This is a genomic window from Streptomyces sp. NBC_01520 (assembly GCF_045040375.1).
Lineage (GTDB): Bacteria > Actinomycetota > Actinomycetes > Streptomycetales > Streptomycetaceae > Streptomyces.
The window spans coordinates 3,493,113-3,507,614 of record NZ_CP109404.1; the positions used below are offsets into that span (position 1 = coordinate 3,493,113).

Below are 14,502 nucleotides of genomic sequence, written 5' to 3' on the forward strand. Positions count from 1 at the left end.
ACAGGCGCTGCACACGGAGCGCCCGTACGGGGTGCCGAGGGCGGCGTACGGACGGCGGACGGCTACGCGCCGAACGCCTTGGACTTCCCCTTGACCGGCTTCGCCCCCGCGAGCAGATGCGCGGGCACGAGGTCCCTGGCCGGCTCGCTGTACCCGACGGACACGATCTTGTCGCCCTCGTACGTGAAGCTGGTCAGCGAGGCCAGCGTGCACTGCCGCTTGCGCGGGTCGTGCCACAGCCGGCGCCGCTCCACGAAGCTCCGCACGATCCAGATCGGCAGCTGATGACTGACGCAGACCGCCTCGTGCCCGCGGGCCGCGTCGCGTGCCGCGTCCAGGGCGCTCATCATCCGCACGACCTGCTCGACGTACGGCTCGCCCCAGGACGGCTTGAACGGATTGGTGAGGTGCTTCCAGTTGTCCGGCTTGCGCAGCGCACCGTCACCGACCCCGAAGGTCTTGCCCTCGAAGACGTTGGCGGCCTCGATGAGGCGCGCGTCGGTGGCCAGGTCCAGGCCGTGCGACGTGGCGACCGGGGCGGCCGTCTCCTGGGCGCGCTCCAGCGGGGAGGCCACCACATAGGTGATGTCGCGCTTCTCCAGGTGCTCGGCGACCTTGTCGGCCATCCGCCGGCCGAGGTCGGAGAGGCTGTAGCCGGGGCGGCGCCCGTAGAGCACGCCCTCCGGGTTGTGGACCTCGCCGTGGCGCACCAGGTGGACCACGGTGATGTCCTTGCCGCCGCCCCCGTTCGTCCCGCTCATGCGGTGGCCTCCGATGCCGCGCGTGCCGCGGCGGGCAGCGCCGCGGCGATCCGCTCGACCGCACGCTCGTCGTGGGCCGTCGAGACGAACCAGGACTCGAAGGCGGACGGCGGCAGGTAGACGCCCTGCTCCAGCATCGAGTGGAAGAACGCGGTGAAGCGGAAGGCTTCCTGCTTCTTCGCGTCCTCGTAGTTCCGGACGGGCCCGTCGGTGAAGAAGACGGAGAACATGTTGCTCGCCGCCGACACCGTGTGTGCGACGCCCTCCTTGGTGAACGCCTCGCCCACGAGGGTCCGCAGCTCCGCGGAGACCGCGTCGACCTTCGCGTACGCCGCGTCGTCGAGCAGCCGCAGCTGGGCGAGTCCGGCGGCGGTGGCGACCGGGTTACCGGAGAGGGTGCCCGCCTGGTAGACGGGACCGGCGGGGGCCAGGTGTGCCATCACATCGGCACGGCCGCCGAAGGCCGCGGCCGGGAAGCCGCCGCCCATCACCTTGCCGAACGTCATCAGGTCGGGGCGCACCCCGTCGATGCCGTACCAGCCGGCCTTGGACGTACGGAAGCCGGTCATCACCTCGTCGGAGATGTACAGCGCGCCCTCGGCCGCGCAGATCTCCTTCAGTCCGGCGTTGAAGCCGTCCAGCGGCGGGACGACGCCCATGTTGCCCGGCGACGCCTCGGTGATCACACACGCGATCTCGCCCGGCTGCGCGGCGAACGCGGCGCGCACGGCCTCCAGGTCGTTGTACGGCAGCACGATCGTGTCGCCGGCCTGGGCGCCGGTGACGCCGGGCGTGTCGGGGAGGCCGAAGGTGGCGACACCGGAGCCGGCGGCTGCCAGCAGCGCGTCGACGTGCCCGTGGTAGCACCCGGCGAACTTCACGACCTTGGCACGCCCCGTGAAGCCACGGGCGAGCCGGATCGCGGACATGGTCGCCTCGGTGCCGGACGACACCAGCCGCACCTGCTCCACAGGCGCGATGCGGGCCACGATCTCCTCGGCGAGCGCGACCTCGCCCTCACCCGGCGTACCGAAGGAGGTCCCCCGGGCCACCGCGTCCTGAACGGCCGAGATGACCTCGGGGTGCGCGTGGCCGAGGATCATCGGCCCCCACGAACACACGAGGTCGACATACTCACGGCCGTCGGCGTCGGTGAGGTACGGACCCGTACCGGACACCATGAACCGGGGCGTACCGCCCACGGCCCGGAAGGCACGCACGGGGGAGTTCACGCCGCCGGGCGTCACGAGGGACGCACGGTCGAAAAGCGTCTGCGAAACTGGGGCTTCGTATGAATACGCCACTTTGGTCCTGATCTGCGATTCGGGGGATTCGGGGGCCTGGCCGAAATTCTCGGCCACCGGTGAGCAGGGAGCGCACGCTGCCCGTATGAGGCTCGTACAACGAAAGGGCGTCAGTCCCCTCGCGTCTGCGAAACTGGGGCGTCATAGGGAAAGCTCACACATGCCATGGTGTCAGAGGCGCCGACGGTCTTGCGGACAGGTGTTTCACCGCACGCTCGTGGGGGAGGTCACTGACACGATGATCGGGTTGCGCGGCGGGGCTGTGTCTCCTAAGAAGTAGTCGGGTGGATGAGATATGCATCGCGGTGGCGGAGTGGGCGAAGGGACCGACGACCTGGGGCCCGAGCCTGCCCGGCGAGGTCGGCACCGGCGCGAGGCCGAGCGCGTACGGAAGGCCCAGGCGGGTAGCGCCGAAGGTCACGGGAGCAGGAGCAGTGGACGGGTGGGGGTGACCTACAAGTACTTCGGTGCCCCCGACGGGGCCACTGCCGCACGTGTGCCCATTTCCATGCGTCCCGAGGAGCTGGGCGGCGACGAGCTGGGCATGGGCGGCATGTTCAGCAAGATCAAGCCGGAGACCGTGGCGGCCATGGTCCTCACCGGCATACAGGGCATACCCCTGAACAAGGTCCCCCCGCTGGAGCTGGTCGTGCTCCACCCCGACTACGCGGTGGTCAAGCTTCCGATGACGGTCGTCGACCCGCTGCGGGACGTCGGCGAGGAGTCGGTCGGCGCGGCGGCCTTCATCTGGTCCACGGTCCCGGACCGCGGCGGCCCACGCGACGCGTTCAACGTCTACCAGCTGCTCCACGAGTGGCAGGACTTCTCCTACCGGCTGCACGACGCCGGACACCAGGCGTACTGCCTGGTATGGCCCTGACCTGCGGTTCAATCGGCGAAAACAGCAGGGACGACCCTCCGGAAGGACTGCCCGGCACGGGCGCGCGTCCCGGGCGCGCCGTGCGTCCGCCCGGCGTACGCCTGCCGGGCCCGCCCGCCGCTCCTCCGACGCGTGCCCGCCCTTGATCCGCACCGTTCCGCGGCGGGATGACCACGCCTGTCGCACCCGACCGGACCGGGCACAGGATGTCGGGTGCCGCGGGGCCGTGCCTTCCTAGCGTGGGGCCCGAAAGGGAAGGAGGCCCGGATGCTGGAGCGGCTGAATCAGGCCATGGAACACATCGAGCGGCACCTCGACCGGCCGGTCGAGGTGTCCGACCTGGCGCGCATCGGGATGACCTCGGAGTACCACTTCCGCCGGCTGTTCTCCGCACTCGCGGGGATGCCGCTGTCGGAGTACGTCCGGCGCAGGCGGCTGACGGTCGCGGGTGCCGAGGTGCTGGCCGGGGAGCGGACGCTGCTGGAGATCGCGGTGCGGTGCGGCTACGGCTCGGGCGAGGCTTTCGCGCGTGCGTTCCGCGCCATGCACGGGGTCGGGCCCGGTGAGGCCAGGCGGTCAGGTGCGTCTCTGCGGTCCCAGCCCCGGATGTCCTTCCGCCTCGTCGTCGAAGGGAGCAGCAGCATGCGGTACAGGGTCGTGGAGAAGGACGCGTTCCGGATCGTCGGCAGGAAGGCACGTGTCCCGCTCGTGCACGAGGGGATGAATCCGGCCATCGTCGCCTTCATCCGGGGACTCGGCCAGGAGACCCGGCAGCGTATCGAGGATCTGTCCGACCAGGAGCCGGAGGGGATCGTCTCGGTCAGTGACGATCTGGACGAAAGCCGCGCCGAGGGTACCGGACTCGACTACTACTACGGTGTGGTGACCGGCGCCGCGGTGCCCGCGGACATGGACGCGCTCAACGTCCCGGCCGGCACATGGGCGGTGTTCGAGAGCTCGGGGCCGTTCCCGCAGACGCTCCAGTACCTGTGGCGGGACGTCTTCACTCAGTGGTTCCCGTCCAATCCCTACCGGAGCCGGCCGGGCCCCGAGATCCTGCGGACCCGACCGTCGCAGGACGGGGCACACGCGGACGCGGAACTGTGGATCCCGGTGGAGCGCACCACCGTCTGAGCGCGCGCGGGGCGGGACACCGGCCGTGACGACGGCGGGTCCCGCCCTGACCGGCCGGCGGCCCTTGGGCACGCGGTCCCGCCCGGACCGCGTGCCCACGGTGCCGTCGGGTGGCTGCCGTTCGGTGGCCGTAGTTCAGCGATCGCCGTTCGGTGGCCGCAGTTCAGCGGCCGTAGTTCAATGGCTGCCGTTCAGTGGCTGCCGGTGAGTTCGCCGCTGAGCGAGCCGTGGATACGGGCGCTCTGCTCGTTCAGCCCGACGATCTCCACCTGTTTCCCGCGCTGCTCGTACCGGGTCGTGATCGCGTCCAGCGTCGCGACCGAGGAGGCGTCCCAGATGTGCGCGGCGGACAGGTCGACGACGACCCGGTCGGGGTCGGTCGCGTAGGCGAACCGGCCGACGAGGTCGTTGGACGAGGCGAAGAACAGCTCGCCGGTGACGGAGTAGACGACCCGGCTGCCGTCGGGATCGGTGACCGCGGTGACGTCCGCGAAGTGGGCGACCCGCTTGGCGAAGATGACCATCGCGGTGATCGAGCCGACGACCACACCGACGGCGAGGTTCTCGGTGGCGACCACGCAGACGACGGTGACGACCATGACCGTGATCTCGCCCGCGGGCATCCGCCGGAGGGTCCTGGGCGCGATGGAGTGCCAGTCGAAGGTCGCGAAGCACACCATGATCATGACCGCGACGAGGGCCGCCATCGGGATGTCGGAGACGACCGGCCCGAAGACGATGCACAGCACCATCAGAAACGTCCCGGCGAGGAAGGTGGACAGCCGGGTACGGGCGCCGGAGACCCGTACGTTGATCATCGTCTGGCCGATCATCGCGCAGCCGCCCATGCCGCCGAAGAACCCGGTCACGATGTTGGCGATGCCCTGGCCGATGGACTCGCGGGTCTTGCTGGAGTGGGTGTCGGTGATCTCGTCGACCAGCTTGGCCGTCATCAGCGACTCCATCAGCCCGACCAGCGCCATCGCGAGCGCGTAGGGCGCGATGGTCGTCAGCGTGTCCAGGGTGAAGGGCACGTCCGGCAGTCCGGGCACGGGGAGGGACGAGGGCAGCTCGCCCTTGTCGCCGACCGTCGGTACGGCGATGCCGGCGGCGACGGTGATCATGGTGAGGATGACGATGGAGACCAGCGGGGCCGGGACCGCCCTGGTGACCCTCGGGAAGAACACCATCAGCGCCAGCCCACCGACGACCAGCGGATACACGGCCCAGGGCACGTCGCTGATCTCGGAGACCTGGCCCAGGAAGACCAGGATCGCCAGCGAGTTGACGAAACCGACCATCACGCTGCGGGGCACGAACCGCATCAGCCTGGCGACGCCGAGCGCCCCGAGGACGATCTGGAAGATCCCTCCGAGGATGACGCCCGCGACCAGATATCCGAAGCCGTGCTCCCGGTTGAGCGGGGCGATGACCAGGGCCACCGCACCGGTGGCCGCGGAGATCATCGCGGGCCTGCCGCCGACGAAGGAGATGACGACGGCCATGGTGAACGACGCGAACAGGCCGACCGCCGGATCGACCCCGGCGATGATCGAGAACGAGATCGCCTCGGGAATCAGCGCCAGGCCCACGACGAGTCCGGCCAGGGCCTCGGTCCGGAAGACCTTCGGGGACAGCCAGGACGGACGCCGGCCGGGGAACCGGCCGACCGGGGACAGTACGGAAGAGGACAAGGGGAGCAGGACCTGTCGGACTCGGGCACACCCGGCGGCACAGTGGGGCGTGCGGGGACCGCGGGAGCCGGGGCGGCGTCCCGCGGATCGTCCGCGACGGCGGACGGAAGCTTCGGGGGCAGGCAGCGCGGGTGGCTGCCGCCGGGGCGGCGTACCGCCACGGCCGGGCGTCGCCGTCACGCACACCCACCGGGATCGGGAGGGCGCCGGAGGCGTCGTCGGTCCGGCCATGGTGCACGGGCACCGAGCAACTCTACCCTAACGTTAGGGTAGAGATGGAATCGCCGTCCGTTCGTGGCCACGGCGAGAGGCGGGAAGGGCACCCTGTGAGCAGCGGGCACATGCAGATCGGCGAGGTCGCCACACGGACCGAGCTGTCGCTGCGCACGATCCGGCACTACGAGGAGTCGGGTCTCGTGGTCCCCTCGGCCAGGTCCCGGGGCGGGTTCCGCCTCTACACCGAGGCCGATGTCGACCGGCTGATGGTCATCCGCCGGATGAAGCCGCTCGGCTTCACCCTGGAGGAGATGCGGGACCTGCTGGAAGCGATCGACCACCTCGACCACGGCGGGGAAGCCGCGCCGGAGGAGCGCGACGCGCTCCTGGAGCGGGTGCGCGCCTACGAACGGGCCGCGTCCGAGCAGGTGCTCAAGTTGCGGACCCAGCTGGCGCGGGCCGAGGAGTTCGCCGGGACGCTCCGCACCCGCCTGGAGCGGAAGGGCCCGTCCGGGGGGTGACCGGCGGGCCTGGACCCCGGTCCCGCAGGGCGAGCGTGCGACGACGCCCGGTGGCCTCGTAGGCACGGACCGGGAGCCGGCGCGGGTCACCTGCCCGCACCGGCAGGCGGTCCGGGCCCGTCCGGGGGGTGACCGGCGGGCCTGGACCCCGGTCCCGCAGGGCGAGCGTGCGACGACGCCCGGCGGCCTCGTAGGCACGGACCGGGAGCCGGCGCGGGTCACCTGCCCGCACCGGCAGGCGGTCGACGCACCCACTACGGCGGCGCTTCTGCGCGTACGCGGGTCCGGCTCACCCTCCGGCACCCTCCCGGAGCCCCGCCGGCCGCCGACCCCGGAGCGACCGGACGCACCCGGCCGGGGGCTCCACCGCCGCACCGGACGCCCCTGACAGCGTTCGCGCCCCGCTGAACGCGCCGCCACCTCCCGGAACCCTCTCGCTGCCGCACCCCGCGCAATGGCATCCTGACCAGGTGAACGGACCTGAGATCACCCTCGAAGTAGCTCCGGAACTCCGGCTCTTCGTCGCCCACGAGCGCCGCCTGGGGCGGACCGCCGTCGTCACCGACGGCTCGTCGACCCTGGGACACGTCGTGGAGTCCCTCGGCGTCCCGCTCACCGAGGCCGGACAGCTGCTCGTCGACGGCACGCCCGTGCCCGTGTCGCACATCCCCGGCGCGGGCGAGCTGGTCGAGGTGCGGGCCGTGCGGCGCCCCCAGCAGGTTCCCGGCGCGCCACTGCGCTTCCTCCTCGACGTCCATCTGGGCACGCTCGCCCGCCGGTTGCGGCTGCTGGGCGTGGACGCGGCGTACGAGAGCGAGGACATCGGGGACCCGGCGCTGGCGGCCCTGTCCGCGGCGCAGCGGCGGGTGCTGCTCTCCCGGGACCGGGGGCTGCTCAGGCGCCGGGAGATCTGGGCGGGGGCGTACGTCTACAGCGACCGCCCCGAGGAGCAGCTCCGTGACGTCCTGGGCCGGTTCGCCCCGGTGCTCGCACCGTGGACCCGGTGCACCGCGTGCAACGGGGAGCTCGCGGAGGCCGACAAGGAGTCCGTGAGCGCCCGGCTGGAGAAGGGCACCCAGCAGTCGTACGACGTGTTCGCGCGGTGCACGGCCTGCGAGCGGGTGTACTGGCGGGGCGCCCACCACGCGGGCCTGGAGGCCGTCGTCGCGGACGCGGTGCGCGAGTTCGGCGGGGCGGGCAGCGGCGCCCCGACCACCTGACACACCGGACGGCGGCCCCTCAGAACACGTACGGGTCGCCGGTGGAGAGGGTCAGCACCTCGTGCGTGTCGTTGTGCCGGTCGCGGTCGCTCGCGCCGCCGTTCCACACCGTGTCCACCCGCACGACCACCTCGGCGGGCCGGCCCGTCAGCCGTACGCCGACCGCGGTGCGCCGCACCTCACCGTCCACACGCAGCGGTCCGGTCCCGCACAGCACCGTCCGGCCACCGCTGCGCAGGCAGCCCTGGGGCAGCTGCTGCCGGGCCGCGAGCGGGACGGAGAAGCGCAGCCGTACGGTCATGTCCGTGAGCGGCGACGGCCCGCGGTTCCCGCGGTTCAGCAGGACTCCGAGCCGCCCGTCCTGGAGCGAGACGTGTCCGTGGTGGGTCACGTCGGCCTCCGGTGCGAGACCCCGGGGCGCCGGTTCGGCCACGGCGGACAGCCACGGCCCCAGCACCACAGCCGCCGCCATCGCCGTCGCCGCGGACATGCTCCGCACTGTTCTACGCGTCAGTCGCATGCGCCGAACATACCCATAAGGGCCAATCGTCCCTGTTTAAGGACCGGTTCGCCGCCCGTCCCCCACCCGCACGGCCCACGCACCGGCGCACGGGCGTCATCGCCCCGGGCGCGTACGGCTTCGTGGCCACGCTCCAGCCGGACGGCGGCTTCGGCCGGATCCTCGCCGCGTACGGCGGGGTGCTCGTCGCCGGGTCGATCGCCTGGGGCACGGTCCGGGTCCCCCACGCCCTGGAGGCAGCGGGGGAGGCCACCGCCCGGACCGCTGGGACGTGACGGGGCGCTGATCTGCCTGGCGGCACGCCGTGATCATGTACGCACCCCGCGGCCACCGAGATCCGCGCACGGACGGCCTGCCTATCCTTGGCCCGTACCCGACCAGTTGTCCGAGGAGTTCACCATGGCCGCCACCCCCATCGCCGTCATCACCGGTGCGAGCAGCGGCATCGGTGCCGCGACCGCCCGGCAGCTGGCCGCCGCCGGGCACCGCGTGGTGCTCACCGCCCGCCGAAAGGACCGCATCGAGGCCCTCGCCGCCGAGCTCACCGAGGCGGGCCACCAGGCGACGGCCTACGCCCTGGACGTCACCGACCGGGCGGCCGTGGACGAGTTCGCCACCGCGTTCAGCTCCCTGGCCGTCCTCGTCAACAACGCGGGCGGGGCGCTGGGCGCCGACCCCGTCGCGACGGGCGACCCGGCCGACTGGCGCCAGATGTACGAGACGAACGTCATCGGCACCCTCAACGTCACCCAGGCCCTGCTGCCCGCCCTCACCGCGAGCGGCGACGGCACGATCGTGATCCTGTCCTCGACCGCGGCGCTCTCCTCGTACGAGGGGGGCGGCGGTTATGTCGCGGCCAAGCACGGCGAGCACGTCCTGGCCGAGACCCTCCGCCTGGAGATCGTCGGCACGCCGGTCCGGGTCATCGAGGTCGCGCCCGGCATGGTCAAGACCGAGGAGTTCGCCACGACCCGCTTCCGGGGCGACACCGAGAAGGCCGCGAAGGTCTACGCGGGCGTCGACGCCCCGCTCACGGCGGACGACGTGGCCGACACGATCACCTGGGCCGTCACCCGTCCCAGCCACGTCAACATCGACCTCCTGGTGGTCCGCCCCCGCGCCCAGGCCTCCAACTCCAAGGTGCACCGCACGCTGTGACCGGCAGCAGAGGAGAAGCCCCGGACCGCGGCCGGTCCGGGGCTTCTCCTCACGCGGGGTGCCGGGCCTCAGCCCTTCACGCACACGACCTGCTTGAGCTTCGCGACGACCTCGACCAGGTCCCGCTGCTGCTCGATGACCTGCTCGATCGGCTTGTACGCGGCCGGGATCTCGTCCACGACACCGGAGTCCTTACGGCACTCCACGCCCCGCGTCTGGTCCTCCAGGTCCCGCGTCGAGAACTTCCGCTTCGCGGCGTTCCGGCTCATCCGCCGCCCCGCCCCGTGCGAGGCCGAGTTGAACGACTTCTCGTTCCCCAGGCCCTTCACGATGTACGAACCGGTGCCCATCGACCCGGGGATGATTCCGAACTCCCCGGAACCGGCCCGGATCGCGCCCTTCCGGGTGACCAGCAGGTCCATGCCCTCGTACCGCTCCTCCGCCACGTAGTTGTGGTGGCAGGAGATGACCGGCTCGAAGGTGACCCTGGCCTTCTTGAATTCCTTCCGGACCACGTCCTGGAAGAGACCCATCATGATCGAGCGGTTGTACTTCGCGTACTCCTGCGCCCAGAACAGGTCGTTGCGGTACGCGGCCATCTGCGGGGTGTCCGCGACGAAGACCGCGAGGTCACGGTCGACGAGTCCCTGGTTGTGCGGGAGCTTCTGGGCCTGCCCGATGTGGAAGTCCGCGAGTTCCTTGCCGATGTTCCGGGAACCGGAGTGCAGCATCAGCCACACCGCGCCCACTTCGTCGAGACAGAACTCGATGAAGTGATTGCCCGATCCGAGCGTTCCCATCTGCTTCGTGGCACGCTCCTGCCGGAATTTGACCGCATCGGCGATCCCGTCGAACCGCGTCCAGAAGTCGTCCCAGCCCGAGGTCGGGAATCCGTGCAGCTTTCCCGGGTCCACGATGCTGTCGTGCATGCCGCGGCCCACCGGAATGGCCTGCTCGATCTTCGACCGGAGACGCGACAGATCGCCCGGAAGGTCGTTGGCCGTCAGCGACGTCTTCACCGCCGACATCCCGCAGCCGATGTCCACGCCCACCGCGGCCGGGCACACCGCCCCGTGCATGGCGATCACCGAACCGACGGTCGCGCCCTTGCCGAAATGGACGTCCGGCATGACGGCCAGACCCTTGATCCAGGGCAGCGTCGACACGTTCCGCAGCTGCTGCATCGCGACGTCCTCGACCGAAGCCGGGTCCGCCCACATCCGGATCGGAACCTGCGCGCCCGGCACCTCTACATACGACATAACCCCTCTATCCCCCGAAAAGACTGAAAGCGCAAAACCGGTGCCGAGGCCGGCATATAGGTCTGCCGACCGGCATTCACAGCGGCGCGTGCGATACACATTGTGTCCATCGGCCGCCATCGAGCGGCAACCTGTTTTCGTACCGAAGGGAGTCTGGGACCGTGCGACACATGGCGTACGTACCCGGCGTCGCGCTCCTCGCAGCGCTCGTCGCCGGCTGCAGCGCCGGCTCCGACGCCGACGACCCCGCCGCCGACAGCAAGCCCGGCAGCCCGACGGTCTCGGCCGCACCGCCCGGCAAGTACCGGACGCTGCCCGAATCCTGCCGCGCCGTGCCGGGTTCGACGCTCAAGGACCTGCTGCCCGGCGCCGCCGAGCTGCCCGAGAAGCAGCAGGAGAAGGTGTACGAGGGCACGGCCACCGTCACCTACGACACCGACCGCAAGGTCGGCTGCCGCTGGAGCTCGACCGCCCCGGACGCGTCCCGGAACCTCTCCATCGACTTCGAGCGCGTCGTGTCGTACGACCCCTCGGTGAGCGACGACGACCGCGCCGACGAGGTGTACGCCAAGAAGGAGGACGCCGCCGGCCTGGCCCCCGGGGCGACCGGCGCGACGCCCAGCAGCACCGTCGCCGGCTCCCCCGGCCCGACGCCCAGCGGCTCCCCCTCCGGGTCCCCGGGCAAAACCGCGTCCGGCTCCCCCTCGGCGAGCCCGTCCGCAAGCACCTCCGAGGAGCTCCGGCCCCGGCTGCTGGAGGGCCTGGGGGACGCCGCGTTCCTGGACGACGCCCTCACCCGGGCGGGATCCACCGCCCAGCACCGCACCGTGAGCGTGGTATTCCGCACATCGAACGTCATCGTGACCGTCCAGTACACCGAGCAGCCCGCCCGCGTCACCGAGGTGCCCGACAGCCAGGAACTGCAGGAGAAGGCGCAGGCCCTGGCCCGGAAGCTGGCCGAGACCCTCAGCGAGTAGCCCCCGCCGGCGGGCCTCCGCCGAGGGGCCGCCCCGCACCCCGGGGCCCGCGACCGAGGCGGCGTCCGGCCGCCGTCCGTCGTACCGTGGCCCTCCGAAGCGCCGGGCCTGCCCGGCGGACCGGCCGATCCGGCCGCCCGCCGCACAGCCCGACCGACGTACAGCACCGCCGCCCGACCGACGTACAGCACCGCCCGCCGCACAGCGGTCCGCCCGCACGACCGAGACCGCCGTGCCGTCCGAGTGAAGGAACCATGCACCGATCAGCCCCGCGACTGTCCCGCATACTCGCCTGCGCCGCCGTTCCGGTGATGCTCGTCGTCGCCGGCTGCTCGTCGGACTCCGGCGACAAGAAGGGCTCGGACTCGTCCGCCGCGCCCAGCGAGAAGAAGACGGAGCCGACCGTCGAGCCCGCGAAGTTCGACGCGCTGCCCGCCGACACCTGCAAGTCGATCGCGAAGAAGACGATCGAGTCCCTGGTCCCCGAGAGCAAGGTCAAGTCCGGCACCGCGGGCAAGTCCAGCAACACGGAGACCCGCAGCAGTTGCTCCTGGAACGGCCTGGACGACAACGGCGTCAAGGGTTCCCAGTACCGCTGGCTCGACGTCGGCTTCCTCCGCTTCGACTCCGACCAGGCCCTGGGCAGCGGAGCCGAGCGGGCCACGGACGAGTACACCAAGCAGGTCGCCAAGGCGCAGGCGACCGAGGGTGCCAAGAAGGCCGCGGCCGCACCGGCCGACGGAATCGGTGAGCAGGCCACCACCGTCACCTACGACCTCACCAAGACGAGCGAGGACTTCAAGTACGCGACGGTCGTCGCCCGTACGGGCAACGTCGTCGTCACGCTCACCTACAACGGCGCCGGCTACGCGGGAGCCAAGACCCCCTCCGCGGCCGACATCCTCAAGGGCGCCGAGAAGGCCGCCAAGGAAGCCGTCGCCTCGGTCGACGGCGACAACGCCACCGCGGAGAAGCCCTCGGCCAAGCCGTCGGCCAAGGCATCCGCCACACCGTCCGCGAAGGCCTCCGGCAAGACGTCCCCCAAGACGACCGCCAAGGCTTCCCGCAAGTCGTAGCGACACCCCACGGCGCGAAGGAGCGCACCCGCCGGGCGAATCGGGCCGGCGGGTGCGCTCCTTCGCACCGGCACCGGCAAGGGTGCCGGGGATCCGGGAAACGGCCCGCGAACAGTGCGGGAATGCTCCATCGGCGGAACGGAAGTCGCCGTGCCACGGCGGGCGTCGGACGGCCTCTGCCCGTACCGGCCCGCACCCGCTCGTACACATGTGCCAGGCTGTCGCTCGCAACAGACCGAGCAGGGAGGGGAACGCGGGTGGCCGCAATGCAGCTGACACGCACGCACCGAATACTCATCGGGGTCGTCGTCGCCGGTGCGGTGCTCATCGCCGCGATCGGCTTCGCGGGGTCGTACGCAGCCGTCCGCGAACTCGCGGAGGAGAAGGGATTCGGCCGGTTCTCCCTGGTCTTCCCGATCGGCATCGACGCGGGGATCTGCGTCCTGCTCGCGCTGGACCTGCTGCTGACCTGGATGCGGATCCCGTTCCCGCTGCTGCGTCAGACGGCCTGGCTGCTGACCGCGGCCACCATCGCCTTCAACGGCGCCGCCGCCTGGCCCGACCCGCTGGGCACCGGCATGCACGCGGTGATCCCGATCCTGTTCGTCGTCTCCGTCGAGGCCGCCCGGCACGCCGTCGGCCGGATCGCGGACATCACGGCCGACAAGCACATGGAGGGCGTCCGCCTCACCCGCTGGCTGCTCTCCCCCGTCCCCACGTTCAAGCTGTGGCGCCGCATGAAGCTGTGGGAGCTGCGCAGTTACGAACAGGTCATCAAGCTCGAACAGGACCGGCTGATCTACCAGGCCCGCCTGCAGGCCCGGTTCGGCCGCAGCTGGCGCCGCAAGGCACCCATCGAGTCCCTGATGCCGCTGCGCCTGGCGAAGTACGGCGTACCACTCGCCGAGACCGCCCCGGCCGGCCTCGCCGCCGCGGGCATCGAACCGGCACTGCTGCCGCCCGCCCCCTCGGCCGTCGAGGGCGAGCCCCAGCACCCCCAACTCCCGTACGCCCCGCAGCAGGGCCGGCAGAACCCCGCAGGGCCCCCGTACCAGGGGCCGCAGGCACAGCAGCGACACGGGCACCAGCAGCACCCGTCGGCGGACCCGGACGACTGGCCGCAGGAAGGCCCCGGCTCCCACGACAGCCCCTGGTTCGCGGCACCGCAGGTTCCTGAGGACGCGTACGAGAGCGCGTACAACCCCACGTACGTCGAGGGCCTGGAACCCACTCCGGTGATGATCCCGTCCGGTCCCGGCGGCCGGACCCGCCCGCTCGGCAACGTGGGCACGATCGGCGCGTTCCCGCACCCCCGTAACGGCGAACCGCAGCCCGCCCCGCACCCGGAGCGGCAGGACCCGCTGCGCAAGCAGGAGCAGCAGCCGCAGGCCCCGCAGCAGCAACAGCCGGACGTGCGGGCTCCGCAGGAGCAGACCCAGCAGGCCCCGCAGGACCAGGGCCAGGACCCGCAGCCGCCTCGTGACGCGCAGAAAGAGGCCGAGTGGGCCGAGGCCGAGGCCGAGTTCGGTGAGATCGCCTACAAGGTGTTCGCCGAGTACACGCAGGAGCACCAGAACTACCCCAGCGTCGCGGTGCTCGACATCCACCTCGCCGACGGCCACGACGTCCGCCACCCCCGCAGCGGTCCGCTCCTGCGGCGACTGCTGCCGGGGTTCAGGCAGCGCTTCGACAACGAGATGTCCGCCGAACACATCGCGTGACCCCCACGCACACGACCGGGCGGGCCGCTCAGCGGCCCGCCCGGTCGTTTCGCTGTCG

The 14,502-nt window shown here is 71.4% G+C and carries 13 protein-coding genes and 1 pseudogene; 9 read left to right on the forward strand and 5 right to left on the reverse strand.

Annotated features, from left to right (window positions below; translation table 11 throughout):
- Positions 1-62: 62 nt before the first annotated feature.
- The gene (locus OG524_RS15720) at positions 63-761 is read right to left on the reverse strand and encodes a histidine phosphatase family protein (protein WP_405390192.1); all 699 of its coding nucleotides are present in this window, start codon (positions 759-761) and stop codon (positions 63-65) included.
- Positions 758-2,065 carry a glutamate-1-semialdehyde 2,1-aminomutase gene (gene hemL / locus OG524_RS15725; RefSeq protein ID WP_405810711.1) on the reverse strand — a complete coding sequence of 436 codons (1,308 nt, stop codon included), beginning with the start codon at positions 2,063-2,065 and terminating at the stop codon, positions 758-760. The genes OG524_RS15720 and hemL overlap by 4 nt, the downstream gene beginning before the upstream one ends.
- A gap of 295 nt (positions 2,066-2,360) precedes the next feature.
- Here hemL and OG524_RS15730 point away from each other — a divergent pair, with 295 nt between their 5' ends.
- Positions 2,361-2,945: a hypothetical protein gene (locus OG524_RS15730; protein WP_405390190.1), complete on the forward strand. Its 585-nt coding sequence runs from the start codon at positions 2,361-2,363 to the stop codon at positions 2,943-2,945.
- A gap of 267 nt (positions 2,946-3,212) precedes the next feature.
- Positions 3,213-4,079 carry a GyrI-like domain-containing protein gene (locus OG524_RS15735; RefSeq protein WP_405810713.1) on the forward strand — a complete coding sequence of 289 codons (867 nt, stop codon included), beginning with the start codon at positions 3,213-3,215 and terminating at the stop codon, positions 4,077-4,079.
- A gap of 191 nt (positions 4,080-4,270) precedes the next feature.
- On the opposite strand, the gene OG524_RS15740 is transcribed toward OG524_RS15735, so the two are convergent.
- Complete coding sequence (locus OG524_RS15740) at positions 4,271-5,773, reverse strand: SulP family inorganic anion transporter (protein WP_405390188.1); 1,503 nt, start codon at positions 5,771-5,773, stop codon at positions 4,271-4,273.
- Positions 5,774-6,114: 341 nt separating this feature from the next.
- On the opposite strand from OG524_RS15740, the gene OG524_RS15745 reads away from it, so the two are divergent.
- Positions 6,115-6,510, forward strand: a complete 396-nt coding sequence (locus OG524_RS15745) for a MerR family transcriptional regulator (protein WP_405393179.1) — start codon at positions 6,115-6,117, stop codon at positions 6,508-6,510.
- 470 nt (positions 6,511-6,980) lie between these two features.
- Complete coding sequence (locus OG524_RS15750; protein ID WP_405390187.1) at positions 6,981-7,730, forward strand: Mut7-C RNAse domain-containing protein; 750 nt, start codon at positions 6,981-6,983, stop codon at positions 7,728-7,730.
- A gap of 19 nt (positions 7,731-7,749) precedes the next feature.
- On the opposite strand, the gene OG524_RS15755 is transcribed toward OG524_RS15750, so the two are convergent.
- On the reverse strand, positions 7,750-8,220 hold the full coding sequence (locus OG524_RS15755) for a hypothetical protein (RefSeq protein ID WP_405810716.1): 471 nt from the start codon (positions 8,218-8,220) through the stop codon (positions 7,750-7,752).
- Positions 8,221-8,342: 122 nt separating this feature from the next.
- Between OG524_RS15755 and OG524_RS15760 the strand changes: the two are divergent.
- Together OG524_RS15760 and OG524_RS15765 are read left to right on the forward strand one after the other, a co-directional pair.
- Positions 8,343-8,578, forward strand: a pseudogene (locus OG524_RS15760) (YnfA family protein); the annotation flags it as partial.
- A 71-nt stretch (positions 8,579-8,649) separates the two neighbouring features.
- Positions 8,650-9,408: an SDR family NAD(P)-dependent oxidoreductase gene (locus tag OG524_RS15765; RefSeq protein ID WP_405390184.1), complete on the forward strand. Its 759-nt coding sequence runs from the start codon at positions 8,650-8,652 to the stop codon at positions 9,406-9,408.
- A gap of 68 nt (positions 9,409-9,476) precedes the next feature.
- On the opposite strand, the gene OG524_RS15770 is transcribed toward OG524_RS15765, so the two are convergent.
- Positions 9,477-10,670 (reverse strand): RtcB family protein, encoded by a 1,194-nt coding sequence (locus tag OG524_RS15770; protein ID WP_405390183.1) that lies wholly within the window; start codon positions 10,668-10,670, stop codon positions 9,477-9,479.
- A 170-nt stretch (positions 10,671-10,840) separates the two neighbouring features.
- Between OG524_RS15770 and OG524_RS15775 the strand changes: the two genes are divergently transcribed.
- The 3 genes from OG524_RS15775 (at position 10,841) to OG524_RS15785 (ending at position 14,444) form a co-directional block, all read left to right on the forward strand.
- Positions 10,841-11,647 carry a DUF3558 domain-containing protein gene (locus OG524_RS15775; RefSeq protein ID WP_405390182.1) on the forward strand — a complete coding sequence of 269 codons (807 nt, stop codon included), beginning with the start codon at positions 10,841-10,843 and terminating at the stop codon, positions 11,645-11,647.
- A 254-nt stretch (positions 11,648-11,901) separates the two neighbouring features.
- Positions 11,902-12,723, forward strand: coding sequence for a DUF3558 domain-containing protein (locus OG524_RS15780; RefSeq protein WP_405390181.1), 822 nt, complete (start codon positions 11,902-11,904; stop codon positions 12,721-12,723).
- A 257-nt stretch (positions 12,724-12,980) separates the two neighbouring features.
- On the forward strand, positions 12,981-14,444 hold the full coding sequence (locus OG524_RS15785) for a DUF2637 domain-containing protein (RefSeq protein WP_405390180.1): 1,464 nt from the start codon (positions 12,981-12,983) through the stop codon (positions 14,442-14,444).
- The last annotated feature ends 58 nt before the right edge of the window (positions 14,445-14,502 follow it).

Bases quoted from the DNA above. Each gene is read 5' to 3' on its own strand.
- OG524_RS15720 (WP_405390192.1), bottom strand. From the start codon at position 761: ATGAGCGGGACGAACGGGGGCGGCGGCAAGGACATCACCGTGGTCCAC.
- OG524_RS15730 (WP_405390190.1), top strand. From the start codon at position 2,361: ATGCATCGCGGTGGCGGAGTGGGCGAAGGGACCGACGACCTGGGGCCC.
- OG524_RS15735 (WP_405810713.1), top strand. From the start codon at position 3,213: ATGCTGGAGCGGCTGAATCAGGCCATGGAACACATCGAGCGGCACCTC.
- OG524_RS15745 (WP_405393179.1), top strand. From the start codon at position 6,115: ATGCAGATCGGCGAGGTCGCCACACGGACCGAGCTGTCGCTGCGCACG.
- OG524_RS15755 (WP_405810716.1), bottom strand. From the start codon at position 8,220: ATGTCCGCGGCGACGGCGATGGCGGCGGCTGTGGTGCTGGGGCCGTGG.
- OG524_RS15765 (WP_405390184.1), top strand. From the start codon at position 8,650: ATGGCCGCCACCCCCATCGCCGTCATCACCGGTGCGAGCAGCGGCATC.
- OG524_RS15770 (WP_405390183.1), bottom strand. From the start codon at position 10,670: ATGTCGTATGTAGAGGTGCCGGGCGCGCAGGTTCCGATCCGGATGTGG.
- OG524_RS15775 (WP_405390182.1), top strand. From the start codon at position 10,841: ATGGCGTACGTACCCGGCGTCGCGCTCCTCGCAGCGCTCGTCGCCGGC.
- OG524_RS15780 (WP_405390181.1), top strand. From the start codon at position 11,902: ATGCACCGATCAGCCCCGCGACTGTCCCGCATACTCGCCTGCGCCGCC.